The sequence below is a fragment of the Niallia oryzisoli genome (genome assembly GCF_036670025.1).
GTDB classification, from domain to species: Bacteria; Bacillota; Bacilli; order Bacillales; family Cytobacillaceae; genus Bacillus_BD; species Bacillus_BD oryzisoli.
In genome coordinates, this window is record NZ_CP137640.1 from 3,642,677 (window position 1) to 3,659,520 (window position 16,844).

At 39.8% G+C, this 16,844-nt stretch carries 16 protein-coding genes; 6 read left to right on the forward strand and 10 right to left on the reverse strand.

Annotated elements, in window-relative coordinates; genetic code table 11:
- Positions 1-14 precede the first annotated feature (14 nt).
- A complete protein-coding gene (locus R4Z09_RS18390) occupies positions 15-482 on the reverse strand; it encodes an Hsp20/alpha crystallin family protein (protein ID WP_338448200.1) in 468 nt (155 codons plus the stop codon).
- 483 nt (positions 483-965) lie between these two features.
- On the opposite strand from R4Z09_RS18390, the gene R4Z09_RS18395 reads away from it, so the two are divergent.
- Genes R4Z09_RS18395 through R4Z09_RS18410 form a run of 4 tightly spaced genes read left to right on the forward strand, consistent with a single transcriptional unit; the run spans position 966 to position 2,006 of the window.
- Complete coding sequence (locus tag R4Z09_RS18395) at positions 966-1,211, forward strand: hypothetical protein (protein WP_338448201.1); 246 nt, start codon at positions 966-968, stop codon at positions 1,209-1,211.
- A gap of 15 nt (positions 1,212-1,226) precedes the next feature.
- The gene (locus tag R4Z09_RS18400) at positions 1,227-1,478 is read left to right on the forward strand and encodes a hypothetical protein (RefSeq protein WP_338448202.1); all 252 of its coding nucleotides are present in this window, start codon (positions 1,227-1,229) and stop codon (positions 1,476-1,478) included.
- 11 nt (positions 1,479-1,489) lie between these two features.
- Positions 1,490-1,726, forward strand: a complete 237-nt coding sequence (locus tag R4Z09_RS18405; RefSeq protein ID WP_338448203.1) for a hypothetical protein — start codon at positions 1,490-1,492, stop codon at positions 1,724-1,726.
- A gap of 43 nt (positions 1,727-1,769) precedes the next feature.
- Positions 1,770-2,006, forward strand: a complete 237-nt coding sequence (locus tag R4Z09_RS18410) for a hypothetical protein (RefSeq protein WP_338448204.1) — start codon at positions 1,770-1,772, stop codon at positions 2,004-2,006.
- Positions 2,007-2,577: 571 nt separating this feature from the next.
- Here R4Z09_RS18410 and R4Z09_RS18415 read toward each other — a convergent pair.
- From R4Z09_RS18415 to R4Z09_RS18435, 5 genes are all read right to left on the reverse strand, one after another.
- Positions 2,578-3,255, reverse strand: coding sequence for a CoA transferase subunit B (locus tag R4Z09_RS18415; RefSeq protein WP_338448205.1), 678 nt, complete (start codon positions 3,253-3,255; stop codon positions 2,578-2,580).
- Positions 3,252-3,947, reverse strand: a complete 696-nt coding sequence (locus tag R4Z09_RS18420) for a CoA transferase subunit A (protein ID WP_338448206.1) — start codon at positions 3,945-3,947, stop codon at positions 3,252-3,254. Before R4Z09_RS18420 ends, R4Z09_RS18415 begins: the two co-directional genes overlap by 4 nt.
- 154 nt (positions 3,948-4,101) lie before the next feature.
- On the reverse strand, positions 4,102-4,605 hold the full coding sequence (locus R4Z09_RS18425; protein ID WP_338448207.1) for an acetone carboxylase subunit gamma: 504 nt from the start codon (positions 4,603-4,605) through the stop codon (positions 4,102-4,104).
- Positions 4,606-4,631: 26 nt separating this feature from the next.
- A complete protein-coding gene (locus tag R4Z09_RS18430) occupies positions 4,632-6,908 on the reverse strand; it encodes a hydantoinase B/oxoprolinase family protein (protein WP_338448208.1) in 2,277 nt (758 codons plus the stop codon).
- Between the two features lie 42 nt (positions 6,909-6,950).
- Positions 6,951-9,086, reverse strand: a complete 2,136-nt coding sequence (locus tag R4Z09_RS18435) for a hydantoinase/oxoprolinase family protein (protein ID WP_338448209.1) — start codon at positions 9,084-9,086, stop codon at positions 6,951-6,953.
- A 571-nt stretch (positions 9,087-9,657) separates the two neighbouring features.
- Here R4Z09_RS18435 and R4Z09_RS18440 point away from each other — a divergent pair.
- Positions 9,658-11,634, forward strand: coding sequence for a sigma-54-dependent Fis family transcriptional regulator (locus tag R4Z09_RS18440; protein WP_338448210.1), 1,977 nt, complete (start codon positions 9,658-9,660; stop codon positions 11,632-11,634).
- A gap of 128 nt (positions 11,635-11,762) precedes the next feature.
- Positions 11,763-13,007 carry an MFS transporter gene (locus R4Z09_RS18445; RefSeq protein WP_422392307.1) on the forward strand — a complete coding sequence of 415 codons (1,245 nt, stop codon included), beginning with the start codon at positions 11,763-11,765 and terminating at the stop codon, positions 13,005-13,007.
- A gap of 110 nt (positions 13,008-13,117) precedes the next feature.
- On the opposite strand, the gene R4Z09_RS18450 is transcribed toward R4Z09_RS18445, so the two are convergent.
- From R4Z09_RS18450 to R4Z09_RS18465, 4 genes are read right to left on the reverse strand one after another with little or no spacing between them, the layout of a single operon-like run.
- Positions 13,118-14,023, reverse strand: coding sequence for a VOC family protein (locus R4Z09_RS18450; protein WP_338448212.1), 906 nt, complete (start codon positions 14,021-14,023; stop codon positions 13,118-13,120).
- A 21-nt stretch (positions 14,024-14,044) separates the two neighbouring features.
- Entirely contained in the window at positions 14,045-14,524 is a 480-nt protein-coding gene (locus R4Z09_RS18455; RefSeq protein WP_338448213.1) for an aromatic-ring-hydroxylating dioxygenase subunit beta, read from the reverse strand.
- Positions 14,521-15,804 (reverse strand): aromatic ring-hydroxylating dioxygenase subunit alpha, encoded by a 1,284-nt coding sequence (locus R4Z09_RS18460; protein WP_338448214.1) that lies wholly within the window; start codon positions 15,802-15,804, stop codon positions 14,521-14,523. The genes R4Z09_RS18455 and R4Z09_RS18460 overlap by 4 nt, the downstream gene beginning before the upstream one ends.
- A 38-nt stretch (positions 15,805-15,842) precedes the next feature.
- Positions 15,843-16,841, reverse strand: coding sequence for an amidohydrolase family protein (locus R4Z09_RS18465; protein ID WP_338448215.1), 999 nt, complete (start codon positions 16,839-16,841; stop codon positions 15,843-15,845).
- Positions 16,842-16,844: the final 3 nt, after the last annotated feature.

The window sequence follows — 16,844 nt, forward strand, 5'->3', positions numbered from 1 at the left end:
TCATTAAAAGCTGATTACTCAATAGGGACTTCTTCCTCTTGAATAAATTGTCTTTTATAGGAGATGAAAAGAAGTCCATCTTTAAAAGTTGCACGTATTTGATTGGGGAGCGTTGGCTCAGGGAGTTCAATTACTCGTTGAAACGGGCCTATAATTCTTTCCTGCTGCACTGGATTACCTGGAAAAACGGTATTGTTGTTTCCCTTTATTAAAAGCTTTATCCCAGAAATAGATAATTGAATATGCTCTTTTGAATAACCAGCTAATTCTGCTATTAAAAGAACCTCTTGATCCGTTAGGTAGATATCTATCGGAGGAAAGCATTTATTTTTTCCATTTTCAAAAGGAGACTCCGTTCCTGAACTTTCTTGACTATTCATAAATTGTTCAAAGGAGGGGTGCTCAAAGACCTCTTTCCAAAAATCATTGGTTTGATACTTTTTTGCCAAATCCATCCATTGAAATATTTTATTCATATCCATGATGGATCGCCTCCTTGCTGTGCTCGTCATTAAATCAAATTCGCCCCGTCGAATTTGCGTCCGGATTTTTATCACGCTTCAAAACGCCACATCCGCATGTCTAGCCTGTCTAGGACTTCCTGTCCGTCGTCGAGCTCGCTCGATAAATTACCATTAAAAATCGCAAGACCCGCCGGAGGCTTAACTTCATTCAGCAAGGGTTTGAACCCCCACTAAACGAATACCCATTTTCATTCATCCCCCCACTTGCAGAAGTGTAGGACTTATGCTTAATGAAGTTAATGGGTCTATACTTTGTCCATCTATAGTTAATCATATTTATTTTTTATTAATTCATTCTTAAAAGTTGGCTTGAGTGTTTAGTTATCCGTTTATTCATCATGATAACCTCTCGTTTCTTTAAGATTGTTAGTCTAATAACATAATGTAATACTGTTGCGCATATCTTTAAATAATCTGGTAAAAAAGAAAGGATAACTGCTGATGTCATTTATGCCAATCAAGATAAATATTAAGGATATCAAACTGAATAATATTGACCACTTATCTGCTGTATCTTTTGGTGCTACGATAAAGACAAATAGAAATGTCAGTGCAAAAAAAAATCAAGGATTTGGGCAGCAATTTGCAGATGGCAGTATAAGAATCGATACTGCGTCCTCTGTTCTAGATAATGAAACCCTGGATTCCTATAGTCAAAAAACAAATAACAACTTAGCAAAATCATAATGAAGGAGGTATATAATGCCTGGTCCAGTACCATATATCAACATCAATATAAATATTATTAAGGTCAATTCATTCGAAAATGCATCAGCTATTAACGTTGGCCAAAACCTCTTGGCTGAATGGCATAATTCAGATAAAAAAAATATGGGGTTAGGCCAAAATATGGGAGACGGAAGCAATTTCTTTGGTACGAGGAGTTTTGTAGATGACCGGGATCAGCTTGATTCCAATTCTACCTTTGAAACAGCGAATCTGCCAAAGCCCTAAGGAGTGGAAAAATGACATTATTTACACCAGTGGCTATCAATATAATGGCCGTCAAGATTAATGCAGTTGACAATGGTGCGGTTGTCAATTTTGGTCCTAGTGAGCATATGGACATGTTCGTTTCTTATAAAAGAAATCAAGGATTCGGTGAACAAAACGGGGATTACAACCCCATCCTACAGTCTTATTCGTGGGTATGGGATATGGATTTACTCGACAGTTTGTCTTCAAAATCAAGTATCATATAACCATGCCTCTGGACTATCTTTCTAAAGATGGGAGTGCTTTTTTATGGTTTTAATCTCACCAACAGTAGTTAATATCCTTGGCATTAAAATCAATACGCTAGATAATGGAGCCACCTCAAATACAGGCTCACTTCAGATCATCGACCAGCTGGTAACCTATAAACGGAATCAAGGTTTTGGTGAGCAAAACGGAGACCTATCCCCTGCAAATATCATTACCCCTGCCGTAGTTGACCCTGATGTCAGTGATAGTAATGCGGTTAAGAATAGTGTTGTCTGATTGATTCATTATGGTTTAGGACACAAAGAGCTAGGTTTAAAGCTCGGTAGTTCCGATAATGTGGAGAAATCACAACAGAAAAATCAATAGAAATAACAAACAGTTACGCATGGATAAAATAAAATCCATGCGTTTAATTTTTAAATGTATGCTTTAACTTTTTTGTGGACATTGAGTACGTTATTATCATAAATAAATCTAGTTTGGAAAGCTTGTGGACACTGGGTACGTTATTTGCTAAAAATTACGAAAAAATAACAACCTTTCATATAAATATCGGAAATTATGTCCTATAAGAATGTAAAATCACAATTATTCTACAAATAACGGAACGTGTGTGCTGTTAAGATGACAATAGTTATTATCACCATGTTTATTTTGTGTGTTATTTGCTATAATTTTTAATAGGCTAAAGTTCGATATTCATTGAAATAACAAGGATTATAAACACCTAAATTACTTTACGATTTAGCCTGTTAATTAATTCCGTTTCTCCATAAAAACTGAACTACCTAGGTTTAACCTAACTCTTTTTATTAATAATATTCCCACGCATTTTATCCATACTAAACTAATAAGCATCCAATTTTATATATTGATCAATTATAAGAGCAGGCTCCGTAACCGACTGAATATCCTCAATAGTATACCCTTTTGCCACTTCCACTAGCTTTAAACCAGATTCTGATACGTCCATCACTGCTCGTTCTGTAATAATTCGGTTGACAACTCCTTTACCCGTTAAAGGCAAGGTGCATTGTTTTAATATTTTAGGCTTCCCGTTTTTATTTGTGTGATCCATGATAACGATAATCTTTTTGGCTCCATGAACAAGGTCCATCGCTCCTCCCATGCCTTTAATTATTTTTCCAGGGATCATCCAATTGGCAAGGTCACCTGTCTGGGAAACTTCCATTCCTCCTAAAATTGCTACATCAATATGCCCACCGCGAATCATGGCAAACGACTCTGCACTGGAAAAATATGATGCACCCTTACTAGCTGTAATGGTTTCTTTCCCTGCATTAATTAAATCGGGGTCTACCTCTGTTTCTTTGGGGTAAGGACCAATACCAAGCAAGCCGTTTTCAGATTGAAGAACTACCCGTTTATCCTTACTTATTAAATTGGCAATTAATGTGGGCATCCCAATGCCTAGATTCACGTAATTCCCTGATTCAATTTCCCTTTCCGCCCTTTTCGCGATTTTCTCCCTAATATCCAGTGTTTGATCGATTGGAGTACTCATACCCTTTCCCCCACTTTCTGTACGGTTCGTTTTTCAATCCGTTTCTCTTTCCTGCAAACAACCATTCGTTGTACATAAATACCAGGTGTCACAACATGCGAAGCAGGAACATCACCCATTTCTTCCACTTCCGCGATTGTAACTGCCCCAGCTGCTGCCATGATTGGATTGAAATTTTGTGCCGTTTTGCTGTAAATTAGATTTCCCATTTCATCTGCTCGTAACGCTGATACTAAGCTGAAATCAGCCGTCAGTGCGCTCTCAAGGATATAGTCTTTCCCGTTGAATGTACGAACTTCTTTTCCGTCTGCAACAATAGTTCCTACCCCTGCAGGTGTATAGAAGGCGGGGATCCCGGCTCCTCCAGCGCGAATTTTTTCTGCTAATGTGCCTTGAGGCAGGAGCTCTACCTCGATTTCGCCTGATAAAAACTGTCTTTCAAACTCCTTATTTTCACCAACATAGGAACTAATCATCTTTTTGATTTGTTTTCTTTTTAAAAGAATTCCTAAACCCCAATCATCAATTCCGCAGTTGTTCGAAATGACTGTTAAATTTTTTACACCTGTTTCAGAAAGAGCTTGAATCAGGTTCTCAGGAATCCCACAAACGCCAAAGCCGCCAACCATAATTACAGCACCATCTTGTATGTCTTTTACCGCTTCTAATGAAGAGCTGCATATTTGTTTCATTCTCTACCCTCATTTCTATCATCATTATTTTCAAGCATTCTAGTTATCTCCTAAATTAAAGGAAGATTCGGCACTCCTCAGAAGAGCAAAGGAAATAAATAGAGGGAAACCCTTAAGGGTCTCCCATCCTAGAGAATCACCGTTTACAATCTAATTAACTTTTAACCGTTGGCAATGGTTTCTTCAGCCACTCCTTATAGAACGTATCGATATCTGGTTCGAAATCAAGAATAATCGGGTACCAAGGCGGAACGGCTTCAACCTCCAGCTGCGCGGCACATCCCGGGCAGTAATATTCACGAATCACCTGCCACTCGGGATCTGGCGACATCAATTTCGGATAAATTTCATTCATTTTCTCCTCTGTATCGCGGACATAAATTCGTGCTTGCAGCTTCCAATTTTCTCGATAATCACAGAATTCATGACCGCAATCACATTTCACAATACGATCTCCGTTTGCCTTTTGCACGATATAGAGATGCAATCCATATGGCAGCAGAATCGGATCGTCCCAGCTTACACGATCTTGCAGCACTTCGCGATAGATTTCAAACCGCTCAGGGTCTTTGTGGCTTGTCATCATATCTTTTAACTGATAAAATTCCAGAGTTCCATCTATTAATTCACCAATTCTTTTTTTATCGTATTTTGCCACTTTCCTCACCTCTTTGTTTCAATTTATTATTTTTTCTTTTTAAATCGATTGATACGTGAACCTAGTGTTGGTACACCTAAATCATCCTCATAGATCATCCATTCTTCGGGAATGCTCCAGAAGCTCTTGAATTCATTTGTAAACTTTTCACTTAAAGCAAAGCTTTGTGCATACATATGTTTCACCTGGATGGCAGCTTCTTCGTTCATAATCTTCGTTCTTTCGCCTTCCATCCATTCTTTCGTTGGCTGGCTGCGGTTTAAACGTTCCATACGAATTTGCTTACGTTTTTCTTCAGTTGCCTTAAGATCAACTGAATAAACGCCATTTTCCTCTGTAAAAACACATCCGTATACTTGTTCTGCATAACGAAGAAGGATATATTTTTCATTCAAGTCTGTTTCAACTTGCTTTGGATCCCTTTCAAGAGGATCACCAAAGCCAGGACCCCCGCGAAGGTAGTTCATAATCACATCATAGTCGCCAAATTGCTCCTGTGTTGATACCGCCTGTCTGTCACGGTGGATAACCTCGGCCTCCATATTTTCCTCATAGGTTGGATTGTCTGGATCGACATCACCGCCTAACGGGATTGGAAGACCTTTCTCAATTCGTTCTTTGATGTTTGTTTTATTTGCTTGGAATCGATAGCCTGCAGAAGCCGGGTATCCTCCCATGAGACCGCAGTCTGTCGCCATAACTCCAGAGCCGGCAACAAACATCGTCCATTCCTCTGCACCCCATCCTAAACGAAGCGATTGCCAGCCATTTCCGCCACGGTATTTACCAGCCCCGCCTGACCCAGGTAAAATTTGTCTTCCAAGGAAGATCAGCGGTTCAAGCAGTTCCCAAATTTCCATGTCTCCCATGTCTCCCTCTGGATTCCAAAGAGCAGCTGAATGGCTGATTCCATCTTGAACAGCACTTGCCCCAACCCCGCATGAGGAGGTCTCAAAGCTGTTCATAGCAGATAATTGACCATATTGATCATATCCTCCGCCCATCAGCCAGTTAGAGGTATGCGCATTTCCAGCGTTTACTTCCTCCAAATATCCGCGTCCAAAGTAAGATCGGCTCAAGCCGCGCCATAAAGGTGACCATGCTGCCACGAGAGCATGCCATGTATTCGAGTGGGCAGAACGAATATCATCCGGATTAAACCAGGATCCATATGGAATGCCAAACTTACTTGCGTAATAGGCACCATCATTAATCCGGTCATTTGGTACAAGCGTTTGAGAGAGCATGACCCAGATTCCACTCGTAATCGAAACAGGCGTGGCATTGAATGGGTGCCAGCCCCAGCGGTTTGCTCCTTCAAAATCAATCTCAAACTTAGCATCCTTATGAACGGTAATTTCAGAAGGTGTATGAATGATCGTATTCAGCTTCGCAAATGAAGGAAGATCTAAATCTTTAAACGGTACATCAACAAATGATGCTTGACGATATTTTCCTGGAATTAACATTGTTTTTACTTGGTTAACGAAACCGCGGCGTCCATCCTCAATAATCTCACGCATAAATTGTTTATAAGCGTCAACGCCTTCTTCCTTAATGACATCTAGTACAAGGTCACGGATCATGTGACATCCGGCGATACGTGTTTTTTCATCCAGGGTCCAGTATTTAACGGCACGTACGGACCTTGTGCTTTCAAGCAGCCAATCCTTTGATAACGTGTCATTTTGACCAATTTTTCGGCATGTGACTTGATAACCATCATCATATCGCTGTACAGGACCCATTGGCATACTTCCCGGTGCAGAGGCACCAGTATCAATTACGTGCGTTACACCGCCTGCCCAGCCAACCACTTCTCCTTCCCAGAAAATAGGAACAAGGGTATGAACATCACAGGTATGAACATTTCCTACATGGTTATCGTTATTACAGAAAATATCTTTATCGGCAATCCCGGGATTATCCTCATAATCGTTTTCAATCATAAATTTGATCGCGGCACCCATTGTACCTACGTGAATAATAATCCCGGTTGAAGTGACAATCGAATCGGCTTCAGGTGTGTACAAACTAAAGCACAGTTCGCCTTCCTGCTCAACAATTGGCGATGCAGCAACCTTTTTTGCCGTTTCCCTTGCATGAACAACACCGCCGCGCAGCTTGGAATAAATTTTTTCAAAACGAATCGGATCATTTTCTTTAAAAGGAAGTGTGTTTAATCCAGCGTAATGGCCGGTTTCCCTACTAATTTCATCCATTTCCTTCCGCATTTGCTTTAGCGTTTTTCCGTCCCAGCCAATCGTTTTTTTACCTTGAATATCCTCAAGAGTTTTTGCCAAATTTAGTACCCCCTTAAATTGAATTGAATGGATTAAAATCGATTATTTTAATTCCCTTAAATGGAAAATACGATTGCCATCAAGATATGCTTCAAATCCAAGCGGAACAACCAAGGTAGTCGCCGTGGATTCAAGAATAGAGAAGGCTGAAATCCGGTTACCAGGCAGTAATTTTTCCATTTCATAAATTTCTGCTTGCAGGAACTCACCATCCCAATAAATTTCACGGTAACCAATGAAAGCGTCACGAGGCGGTGTTTCACCTGCTAATGGCTCCTGTGGAATTTGCGGTTTTGCTACCTCAACCACACCACGAACAATCGCACCCGTAATAGAATAGCCAAGCTCTGGTGAAAGAGCAGCTTTTGCATAAACACGTGCATAGGTCTCTTCAAAAGTTCTCACAAGGCTTTCCCAATCTTCGACAGAATTAAAGGAAGAAATCGGTGCTTCAATTTCTAAATCATTCAATTGTCCTTGATATTGCATCCGGAATAACAGACGGAAATCAACATCCTCCGGCTGATAATCATTTTTCCTAAATTCCTCTGTTACTTTGGTCTTTAATTCATCCCATGCGGCTTGTAATTCTCTGCCCGCCATCAGTGCATCGGAATCCTCTGCACCATCATCGACATTTAAATCCAATGTTTTGTCATAACGATATTCGAAATCTGCCGCGCCGCAGCCAAATGCTGAGAATCCGGCAGCCCAGGCAGGGATTAGAACATCTTCAAACCCGAGTCCCTTCGTATAGCCTGCTGTGTGCAACGGACCACCGCCACCATATGAGAAGCAAACATATTGAGATGGAGAATATCCTTTTCCTAAAATCATCGACTCAAGGTAGTTTCGAAGCTGTGATTCTAATAATTCAATTACCCCATATGCCGCATCCTCAACGGTTAATCCAAGCGGATCAGCAATTTGTGTTTTAACTGCTTCATAGGCTTTTGCTTTTGAAAGCTTAATCACACCGCCAATGAAATTATCAGGATTGATTAAGCCAAGTACAACGTGACAATCCGAAACAGTCACCGTATCGAGGCCGCCTTCAGGGTTACAGACACCAACGCGTGATCCTGCACTATCAGGTCCTAGCGTAATATTTCCATAGTTCGGATCAATTCGAACAAAGCTTCCAGTTCCCGCACCGGTTGTATCCATGGAAACAAGCGGCAATGACAGCACAAGGCGAGCCATATCAGGACTTGCATTAATCGCTAATTCTCCTTGGGTAATCAATCCAATATCAAAGCTTGTTCCGCCGATATCGGAGCATGCGACGTTTTTCAAACCTAGCTGTTCCGCTAAATATTTAGCACCAACCATACCTCCAATTGGTCCGGAAACGCATGTTCTTGCCAATTCATTTGCTTTGATACTGATCGTACCTCCGTGACTTGCCATAATCCTTAGATCAAAGTCGGTCCCTGCTTCCCTTAATGCTTTATCAATGTTTGCTAATGTTTGACGTGAAGGTTCCGCCGCATAGGCTTCAACAATGGTTGTATTGGTCCGATGCGATTCCTTCCGTACTGGATAATAATCCACTGTTGCAAATACCTTAATGTCTTTATTTGCCTTTGCTACAATTTGTTCCGCAATATCACGAATTCTTCTTTCGTGGGCAGGATATTTATAGGAATGCAGTAGGCTGACAACAATTGCTTCCACATCCTCATCAATCAATTTTTGGATGGCTGGTTCGATCTCATGCTCATAAAGTGGAATCACCACATTTCCGAAAAGGTCTACCCGCTCTGTTACACCGACGGTCCACTTTCTTGGTACAAGAGGCGGGTCAAAGTGATGGGTATTAATATGAATTTTGTCAGAGTAGGAGTAACCAAGAAACGACTGCAGACCTCGTCCCATACGATGGTTATCCTCCATCCCTTTATTAACAACTAGTCCAACTCGCCGCCCAACCCTGGAAACGAGACGGTTGAGCATTGCAGTTCCAGAATAAACCCCTGCAAGCAGGTTCGGGAACTCATCTTCCATTTTTGCATCCCATTGGCTCAAAGCATCTCTAGCAGAGTTTAATAGTCCAATATGTTCGTCTAGCGGAGTTGTTTGTGCCTTCCCGACGACAAAATCTCCTTTTTCATCAATAATGAACGTATCTGTCATAGTACCGCCGGCATCAATAGCAAGAATTTGAGATTTGGCCAAATAAAACGCTCTCCCTTCAATTGAAAGTAAAATGGATTAAACAGCAGTTTATGTAACATGGCAGTCATATTTATGCTGTTACTTTTATATTTGCAAGTAGCGTGCCAATAGTTTGTAATTTTTAAATTTTTTTTAAAGGGTAGAGTTTTATTCGTTGCTTACGCTCATCATCCACAGTGTTGAAACCCTATGTGAAATGTTCATTTCACAGGTTTTTCAGCATTTCTAAAAGGCTGCTGTATTGTCAAAAAAATTAACAATACAATTTACTAATGCAAACGAAAAAGCCTTCCGTCATATTTTAACTAGGTATCCACCATTATTAGAGCTAAATCAAGTTCAATAAAACTGTAGTGTTTTGCAACACTTGTAGCGCTACAGATTGTTTTATCAAAACACACAATAACTCTTGATTTAGCTGACGCACTCGTTTAATATTTTAAATATACTGAATATTTTAAATATTAAACATTCCTGTTATTCTCATTGTTTCAGATCTTTTGTTATACGATGCCTTGAATTCAATGATAAAAAATGTTCTGAATACAAGCCTAAGGAGGTTTCAAGCAAGTTGGATAACCCTTTTCTCTCTATTTTTTCCACACAGGATTTATCGAATAAAGTTAGCGAGATCAAACATAAATGGGAAACCTTCATTACCAATCCTGACAATTACGAAAGCCTGGAAAATGTCGTCCGTCGCGAAATCCTGCATTCATGGAGCCGTTGTCAATCGATCGGGATTAACCCGGAACAAAGACAAGCAAGAACAGCCCTAACCTCTTTTGAACTCGAAACACTTCTTTCAGAATCCGACCTGTATCATGCAGCTAAACCGATAATCGATAGTATTTATGATAAATTAATTGGTACTGGCTACTTAATTACCCTTAATGACGAAAGTGGAAAAATGATTTATTTAAAAGGAGAAAAGGATCTTATAAAGAAAACGGAAAAGATTAATTTTTTGCCGGGAATGGATTGGAGCGAAAGTGCTGCAGGAACGAATGCCATTGGTACAAGCATTGTTTCTAAAATGCCAATCCAAGTATTTTCTGCTGAACATTTCTGTGAAGGCTTCCACCCTATGACCTGTTCTGCATCACCTATATTTCATCCCTATACCAAAAATGCCATTGGAGCAATCGATTTTACAGGATTTTGGCCTAGCACCCAACCCCACACACTTGGATTAGCCGTATCCCTCGCACAGATGATCGAGCAGCAGCTTCTTTTTATCTATCAAAAAAAATATAAACAATTGGAAGAATATTACCACCAATATACATTTAAATGGAAGGAGCATGCTGTTCTTGTCATAAGTAACGAAGCCGTTCTGGTTAATGGCGACCGAACATTAATGAATACCTTACATTTGAAAAAGGAAAAAACATTTGATAACCATGTAAAAATACAAAAACTTCTTCAAAATCCAGCCGATTTCTTTAAACAAGCGAAAGGTTATCAATTCATCCATTTGGACCCGATCATCATCAATCATGAAGAGATTGGTTACCTAGCGATTTTTCAAAAGACTACAGGAGCGTCATCAAGTATGCTAGCCCAATCAAAGGATCAGCAGCACCAGCTGATTGGTGAGTCTCCGGAAATGAAAGAAATTTTACATAAATGCCGGCAGATTGCATCGGTCACCACCCCAATCCTGTTAACCGGTGAAACAGGGACTGGAAAAGAATTAATTGCCAGGTATATTCATGAAGTGAGTTCAAGAAGTGATAAACCTTTTATTGCGATTAATTGTGGTGCCATGCAGAAAGAGCTCATCGGCAGTGAACTATTCGGTTATGAAAGTGGAACGTTTACCGGTGGAAAAAAAGAGGGCAAGAAAGGAAAATTTGAAGAAGCAAACGGCGGTACCATCTTTTTAGATGAAATTGGAGAAATGCCGCTCGATATGCAGGTGCATTTACTAAGAGTTCTTCAAGAAAAAGAGTTTACAAGATTGGGTTCGTCAAAGACAATTAAAATAGACGTAAAAGTGATTGCTGCCACGCACAGAAACTTAGAGGCGATGATTGAAGAAGGATCATTTCGAAGTGATTTGTTTTTCAGGCTGAATGTCATTTCGTTTACCATTCCCTCCTTATCAGAAAGGAAAAGTGATATCATTCCGATCAGCAATCACTATTTACAATTGTTTACCGAAAAATATCATAAACCTTTGTCATTCCGTTTAACAGAGAAAACCAAATGCTTCTTTTTAAGCTACAACTGGCCGGGTAATATTAGAGAATTAAGAAATGCCCTGGAACATGCAGTTATCTTTAGCAGTTCAGCAGAAATTGAACAATGGCATTTACCCGATTATCTTTCCAATTTGCCGCATCAGCAATCACTTGTCGAGGCTGGACACACAAGCTTTTCGATTATGGAAAAAACAGAAATGGAGCAGATAAGAAAGCTTTTAATACAAAGCAAATGGAATATTTCTGCTGTTGCCAAAGAATTGAAAATGGCACGATCCACCTTATATCGGAAGCTTAAAAAGTATCATTTAAAAGAACTGAGTCATGTTGAGATTCAATGAAACAATGCTATTGATTTTATAGGAGGACGTTTTGATTCCAGTTCCTTCGGAAAGAGGTCAAAATGGAATCATACAAAACAGATGAAGCAAAAGCTTTAGACAGAAAGCCCTCATGGGTAAAGAGTTACATGGATTCAAAAGAAAAACAAAGGCAGTTATATCGCCGTACGTTGATTATTGTTGTGATTTCACAAATTTTCGGCGGCGCTGGTCTGACAGCAGGTATAACAGTTGGGGCCCTTCTTGCACAGAATATGCTAGGAGCAGAGAGCTTTACAGGGGTTCCGACAGCCTTATTTACCCTCGGTTCTGCAGGGTCTGCATTTCTTGTAGGACGGATTTCGCAGCGTTTTGGGCGGCGTCCGGGACTTGCAGCTGGATTCTTGACTGGAGGAATTGGCGCGATTGGGGTTGTTATTTCAGCCTTAATGAATAATATCCTCTTACTTTTCGCTTCCCTGCTTATATATGGGAGCGGCACGGCGACCAATTTACAGGCACGGTATGCTGGGACTGATTTGGCAGATTCGAAACAAAGAGCAACAGCCGTCAGTATCGCGTTGGTATCCACTACATTTGGTGCGGTTGCTGGTCCCAATTTGGTTGAGGTAATGGGTGATTTTGCAACGAAGATCGGTGTTCCTGCTTTGGCAGGCCCCTTCATTCTTGCCGCTGCAGCGTTCATTCTTGCAGGGTTGGTGCATTTGATTTTCCTTCGACCGGATCCTCTTATAGTGGCGAAAGCTATTGCAGAAGAACAGAAAATAAATGAGGCGGCTCTATCAAATACAAATACTCAAACACTGGCAATAAACAAACAAGGAGTTTTGGCCGGAGCTTCAATCATGCTCATAACACAGATTATAATGGTTGCCATTATGACGATGACTCCCGTGCATATGCGGAGTCACGGTCATCATTTAAGTGCAGTAGGTTTAGTAATCGGCTTCCATATCGGAGCCATGTTCCTCCCCTCCCTCATTACTGGTATTCTTGTAGATAAAATTGGAAGGGCGAAAATGGCTATTGCATCTAGCATTACACTGCTTGCAGCTGGCGTAATGGCTGCAATCGCACCTGCCGATTCGATGTTTGTCCTTATCATTGCACTTTCCTTGCTTGGTCTTGGTTGGAATTTTGGCTTGATTAGCGGCACTGCCCTTATTGTAGATTCTACCAATTTGCACAACCGCGCGAAGACACAGGGTACTGTAGATGTTTTAATTGCTTTGTCTGGTGCATCTGGAGGAGCACTTTCCGGGTTAGTAGCAGCTCATACGAGTTATGCGGTACTTTCACTTTCCGGCGGGATTCTCTCACTGCTTCTTATTCCTGTGATTATTTGGTCTAGAAGTATCCAAAAGGTTGATTAACAAGAGTTACATTTTTTATATTACAATTAGTAAAGCAATTGTTAAAACTTTTTGTAACTAAATAGAAGCAAGCTTAGGCCTGCTTCTATTACTGTCTATTAAACAAGACTTTATTTTTCTATAAGACTTAACTTTTCCTCAATCTTTCCATATGACGCAAATTCAGGACTTGGTTTGCCACCCCATCGATCCAGCGTCCATGGACTTGGCTCAAGTAAGCGGGCATCTCTGGCATTGTCTTCCGGAAATTCTTCCATCCCAAAACTATATTCCATTGTCATTCCATCAGGATCTAAGAAATAGAAGAAGATGCTTTCAGATGGCTCATGACGTCCCGGTCCAAATGCGATAGGAACATCACTATTTAAAACACGGTTTCTCGCAATTCCAATATCATCAATATCTTCCACCATAAAATTAACATGATGTAATTTATTCTCTGTATTTTTAATCAAAGCAAAGGAATGATGATATGGATTTGGGAAACAGCGCATCCAAACATTTTCACCCAAATGATCTGATACAATAAAGTTTAGCTTTTCGGTAAAAAACTTAATCGTACTATCCACATCGACTACATTTAAAACAACATGTCCCAATCGTTGTATTTTCGTATGTTTCGGAACAAAGTTTTTAATCATATGCATCATTTTGCTGTAAAACTCTAACTCTAATCCTGTATTCGGTTCAACAATACGGAAGGAGCGCCCTTGTTTCAGTTCCTTTTGCTCCTCCTGTGAGACTTCTCTTGGATTTAAACCGTTTTTGACAAACGATTGATAGGCAAGTTCGAGCTGCTTATCATTTTCTAATTGAAAGCCTACTCTTTTGATTCCTGGCTCCTGTGACGGGTACAAGATAACATTATGATGGTCATTGCTGCAACGGAAGAATGAAAGTCCCTTTTCATTTGTCTCAACATGCTGCAAACCAACCATTTTATCATAGAACTCTGTTGATTTCTCAATATCACTTACATTTAATGCTACATAGCCAATTTTTTTATATCTAAACATCTGAATCTCTCCAATCTTTTCTTATAAAATTAAACTTACTTTTCCCTGTGGACGTAAACTTTCAAGCTTCAATACTACTTTCTTTTCCTCAATCTTTAATTCGCCATTTTCGATTACCAATTTAAACTCTAAGACGCCAATGAAAGAATCAAGATCTGCTCGTTTGGATCGATAGGTCGTAAAATTGCATTTCACAGAAATAGAGTTCTCATCCTGGTCCTTAATTCGAATATTATTGTAATTTCTCAGCGTTGAAGAGTGCGGATATTCTACATGGGCCTCTTTTTTTAACAATCGTAATGCCCTTTGCTCAAGCCGTGCTCTATCATCGTTCACAAGATATAGAGACTTAGCTGAGTCTGCATTAGGATTTCCAATCGGCGGGATGAGATAGGTGCCCTTTGCTGAAAATAAAGCCGCCCACTCTTCTAATTTCCACTCATCCAAAAGCTCGGCTTCCAAGTATAAGAAATCCTCTATAGCTTGACGTGTGATATTCATCCTTTCACCTTCTCTTCTTCAACATTTTTAGAAATTGAATTAGTAAGGATTTCATTGTATTTTCTCCAAAATCCACGCATTTGTTCTTCATCATTAGAAAGTGGCTGCTCCCTAATCATTCCTTTAGAAATATCATTCCATTCTACCTCTTGATTGTTTAAGAACCCTTCCTGACAAAGCTCAAGCGCTTCATTATCATCCGGTGTAGCAAAACCGCCAGGGCCAATAAACTCTAGGAAATTATCATTTCTTCTACGTCTAAATTCCTCATTTTCTCCTTTAGCAGCTAAAGCATAGCCTGTCACTTCCATATATCCTGGTTCAATCGGATAGAACGTACGAATAGTGATTGCCATAATATCATTGATAACTAAGTTAGGAAAAATAAGGAGATTGCGATTCTTTTTGGTAATCCTTTCCGCTCTTTCTTTTCCAAATTTATTTTCTAATTTACGTGTGATTTCATCGATTTCCTTTTGACCTTCTTCTCCCCAGGCTGGAATCCAACGTCCGACAGGTCTGCCCCAAGGTGCTGTATATTCCACTACTGCGTGGCCGTTACCTAAATCAAGTCCCACTCCCTGCAGATCACCCTTAGACATTTCACCGCCTCGTGTTGAAACAATTTCAAAATAAGTCTTGTGCGTTGGCATGCCGTGATAGGAATCTACGCTATTTTCAGATAAAAGCTTCCAGTTTGCACGGACACTATATTCCTGTGGATCTAGTAATACTTCCATACCTAATTCTGATTGGTCAGCAACTAAATCAAGATACTCTTTTGCATTTCCTAAATAGTCCTCCAGTGAAATCGCGTTATCATCAAAATTGACAAAAACAAATTCACGATAGGATTCAAGTCTAGTAACCTCTTTTAAGTTTTTGGAACCATTGCAATTAAAGGATTCAGAAAAACCATCTTTACCTGGCATTCCAACTAATTCACCTTTATTAGTAAAGCTCCATGCGTGATAAAAACAGCGGAATACCTTTGTATTCCCTTTGTTTTCGCGACAAACTAATGCACCGCGGTGTGTACAAGAATTATATATTGCTCTAACCACACCATCACTGCCTCTTGTAAATAATAAATTTCTTCCGCCTACTTTTCTGCGAACAAAGTCTCCGTTTTTCGGTATTTCAGATTCATGACCAATATATAACCAACACTTATTGAAGATTTCTTTTTTCTCTCGTTCTAAGATTTGCTGATCTGTAAAAACACTACGATGAACTAAAAATTCAGAGTTCAACTTATCTTCAACAACATACTTTTTCATAAAAACTCCTCCTTAGCATTATATATTTTATTAAAATTTCATAATATTCCGAATATATTGCAGGCATTTTTATACATCAACATTTCTTTTTCTTCTTTACTTAAGTTCAACTCATGAATCCAATGGCCTGGGTTTTCCTCTCTGATTAAAAAAGGATAATCCGACCCTACCATTAATTGACTGGATCCGAACTGCTGGATTAAAAAATGGAGCGTGTCGATGTCATATACTAGGGTATCGTAATAGATTTTCTTGGCATAATAGCTTGGAGGATGAGGACAAATTTTCCTTATTTCCTCCATCTTTTCCCAGCCAAAAGTTAAACGAGGTAATAAAGCAGCGAAAGAGCCTCCGCCATGACTAACGTAAATTTTTAAATTTGGAAACTTTTCTAGGATTCCCCCTGTAATCAGAGAGGCCACAGCATAAGCATTTTCAGTTGGAAAGCCGATTAGAGCTGATAAGGCAGGAGGTCCAACGATTCGCTCTTTACCAATCGGATGCAGGGCATGGATAAAGATTGAAATATCTTCAGCTTCCGCTTCTGCAAAAAATGGTGTGAAAAACGGGTCTCCAATCGATCTACCGTTAATATTCGTACCTATTTCAACGCCTTTTAAACCAAACTCATTTTTTAATCTTTTTAGTTCTTTGGCTGCTAATTCAGGATCTTGTAATGGGACCATTCCAAGACCAATAAAACGATTTGTATCATTTTCGATAAACTTCGATAATTCAAAATTGATATAGCGTGAGTAATCTAGCGTATCCTCTGCTTTAAACCAATAGGATAATAATTCCGGCATAGGTGATAACACTTGAATCGTTACATCCTCTTGATCCATATCTGTTATTCTTCTTTCAGTACTCCAGCATTGGTCGGTAATCGTTCTAAAGCTTTTCCCAGAAATCATGATCTGTTTATGGTGAGTTTGCCCGCATACGCACTTTACAGCAGGCCAGCGATCTCCACCAAACCGATCACCCATGTCAGGTAAGTGTTCAGGTACAAAGTGAGTATGAACATCAACAATCATTTT

Bases quoted from the DNA above. Each gene is read 5' to 3' on its own strand.
- R4Z09_RS18390 (WP_338448200.1), bottom strand. From the start codon at position 482: ATGGATATGAATAAAATATTTCAATGGATGGATTTGGCAAAAAAGTAT.
- R4Z09_RS18395 (WP_338448201.1), top strand. From the start codon at position 966: ATGTCATTTATGCCAATCAAGATAAATATTAAGGATATCAAACTGAAT.
- R4Z09_RS18400 (WP_338448202.1), top strand. From the start codon at position 1,227: ATGCCTGGTCCAGTACCATATATCAACATCAATATAAATATTATTAAG.
- R4Z09_RS18405 (WP_338448203.1), top strand. From the start codon at position 1,490: ATGACATTATTTACACCAGTGGCTATCAATATAATGGCCGTCAAGATT.
- R4Z09_RS18410 (WP_338448204.1), top strand. From the start codon at position 1,770: ATGGTTTTAATCTCACCAACAGTAGTTAATATCCTTGGCATTAAAATC.
- R4Z09_RS18415 (WP_338448205.1), bottom strand. From the start codon at position 3,255: ATGAGTACTCCAATCGATCAAACACTGGATATTAGGGAGAAAATCGCG.
- R4Z09_RS18420 (WP_338448206.1), bottom strand. From the start codon at position 3,947: ATGAAACAAATATGCAGCTCTTCATTAGAAGCGGTAAAAGACATACAA.
- R4Z09_RS18445 (WP_422392307.1), top strand. From the start codon at position 11,763: ATGGATTCAAAAGAAAAACAAAGGCAGTTATATCGCCGTACGTTGATT.
- R4Z09_RS18450 (WP_338448212.1), bottom strand. From the start codon at position 14,023: ATGTTTAGATATAAAAAAATTGGCTATGTAGCATTAAATGTAAGTGAT.
- R4Z09_RS18455 (WP_338448213.1), bottom strand. From the start codon at position 14,524: ATGAATATCACACGTCAAGCTATAGAGGATTTCTTATACTTGGAAGCC.
- R4Z09_RS18460 (WP_338448214.1), bottom strand. From the start codon at position 15,804: ATGAAAAAGTATGTTGTTGAAGATAAGTTGAACTCTGAATTTTTAGTT.
- R4Z09_RS18465 (WP_338448215.1), bottom strand. From the start codon at position 16,841: ATGATTGTTGATGTTCATACTCACTTTGTACCTGAACACTTACCTGAC.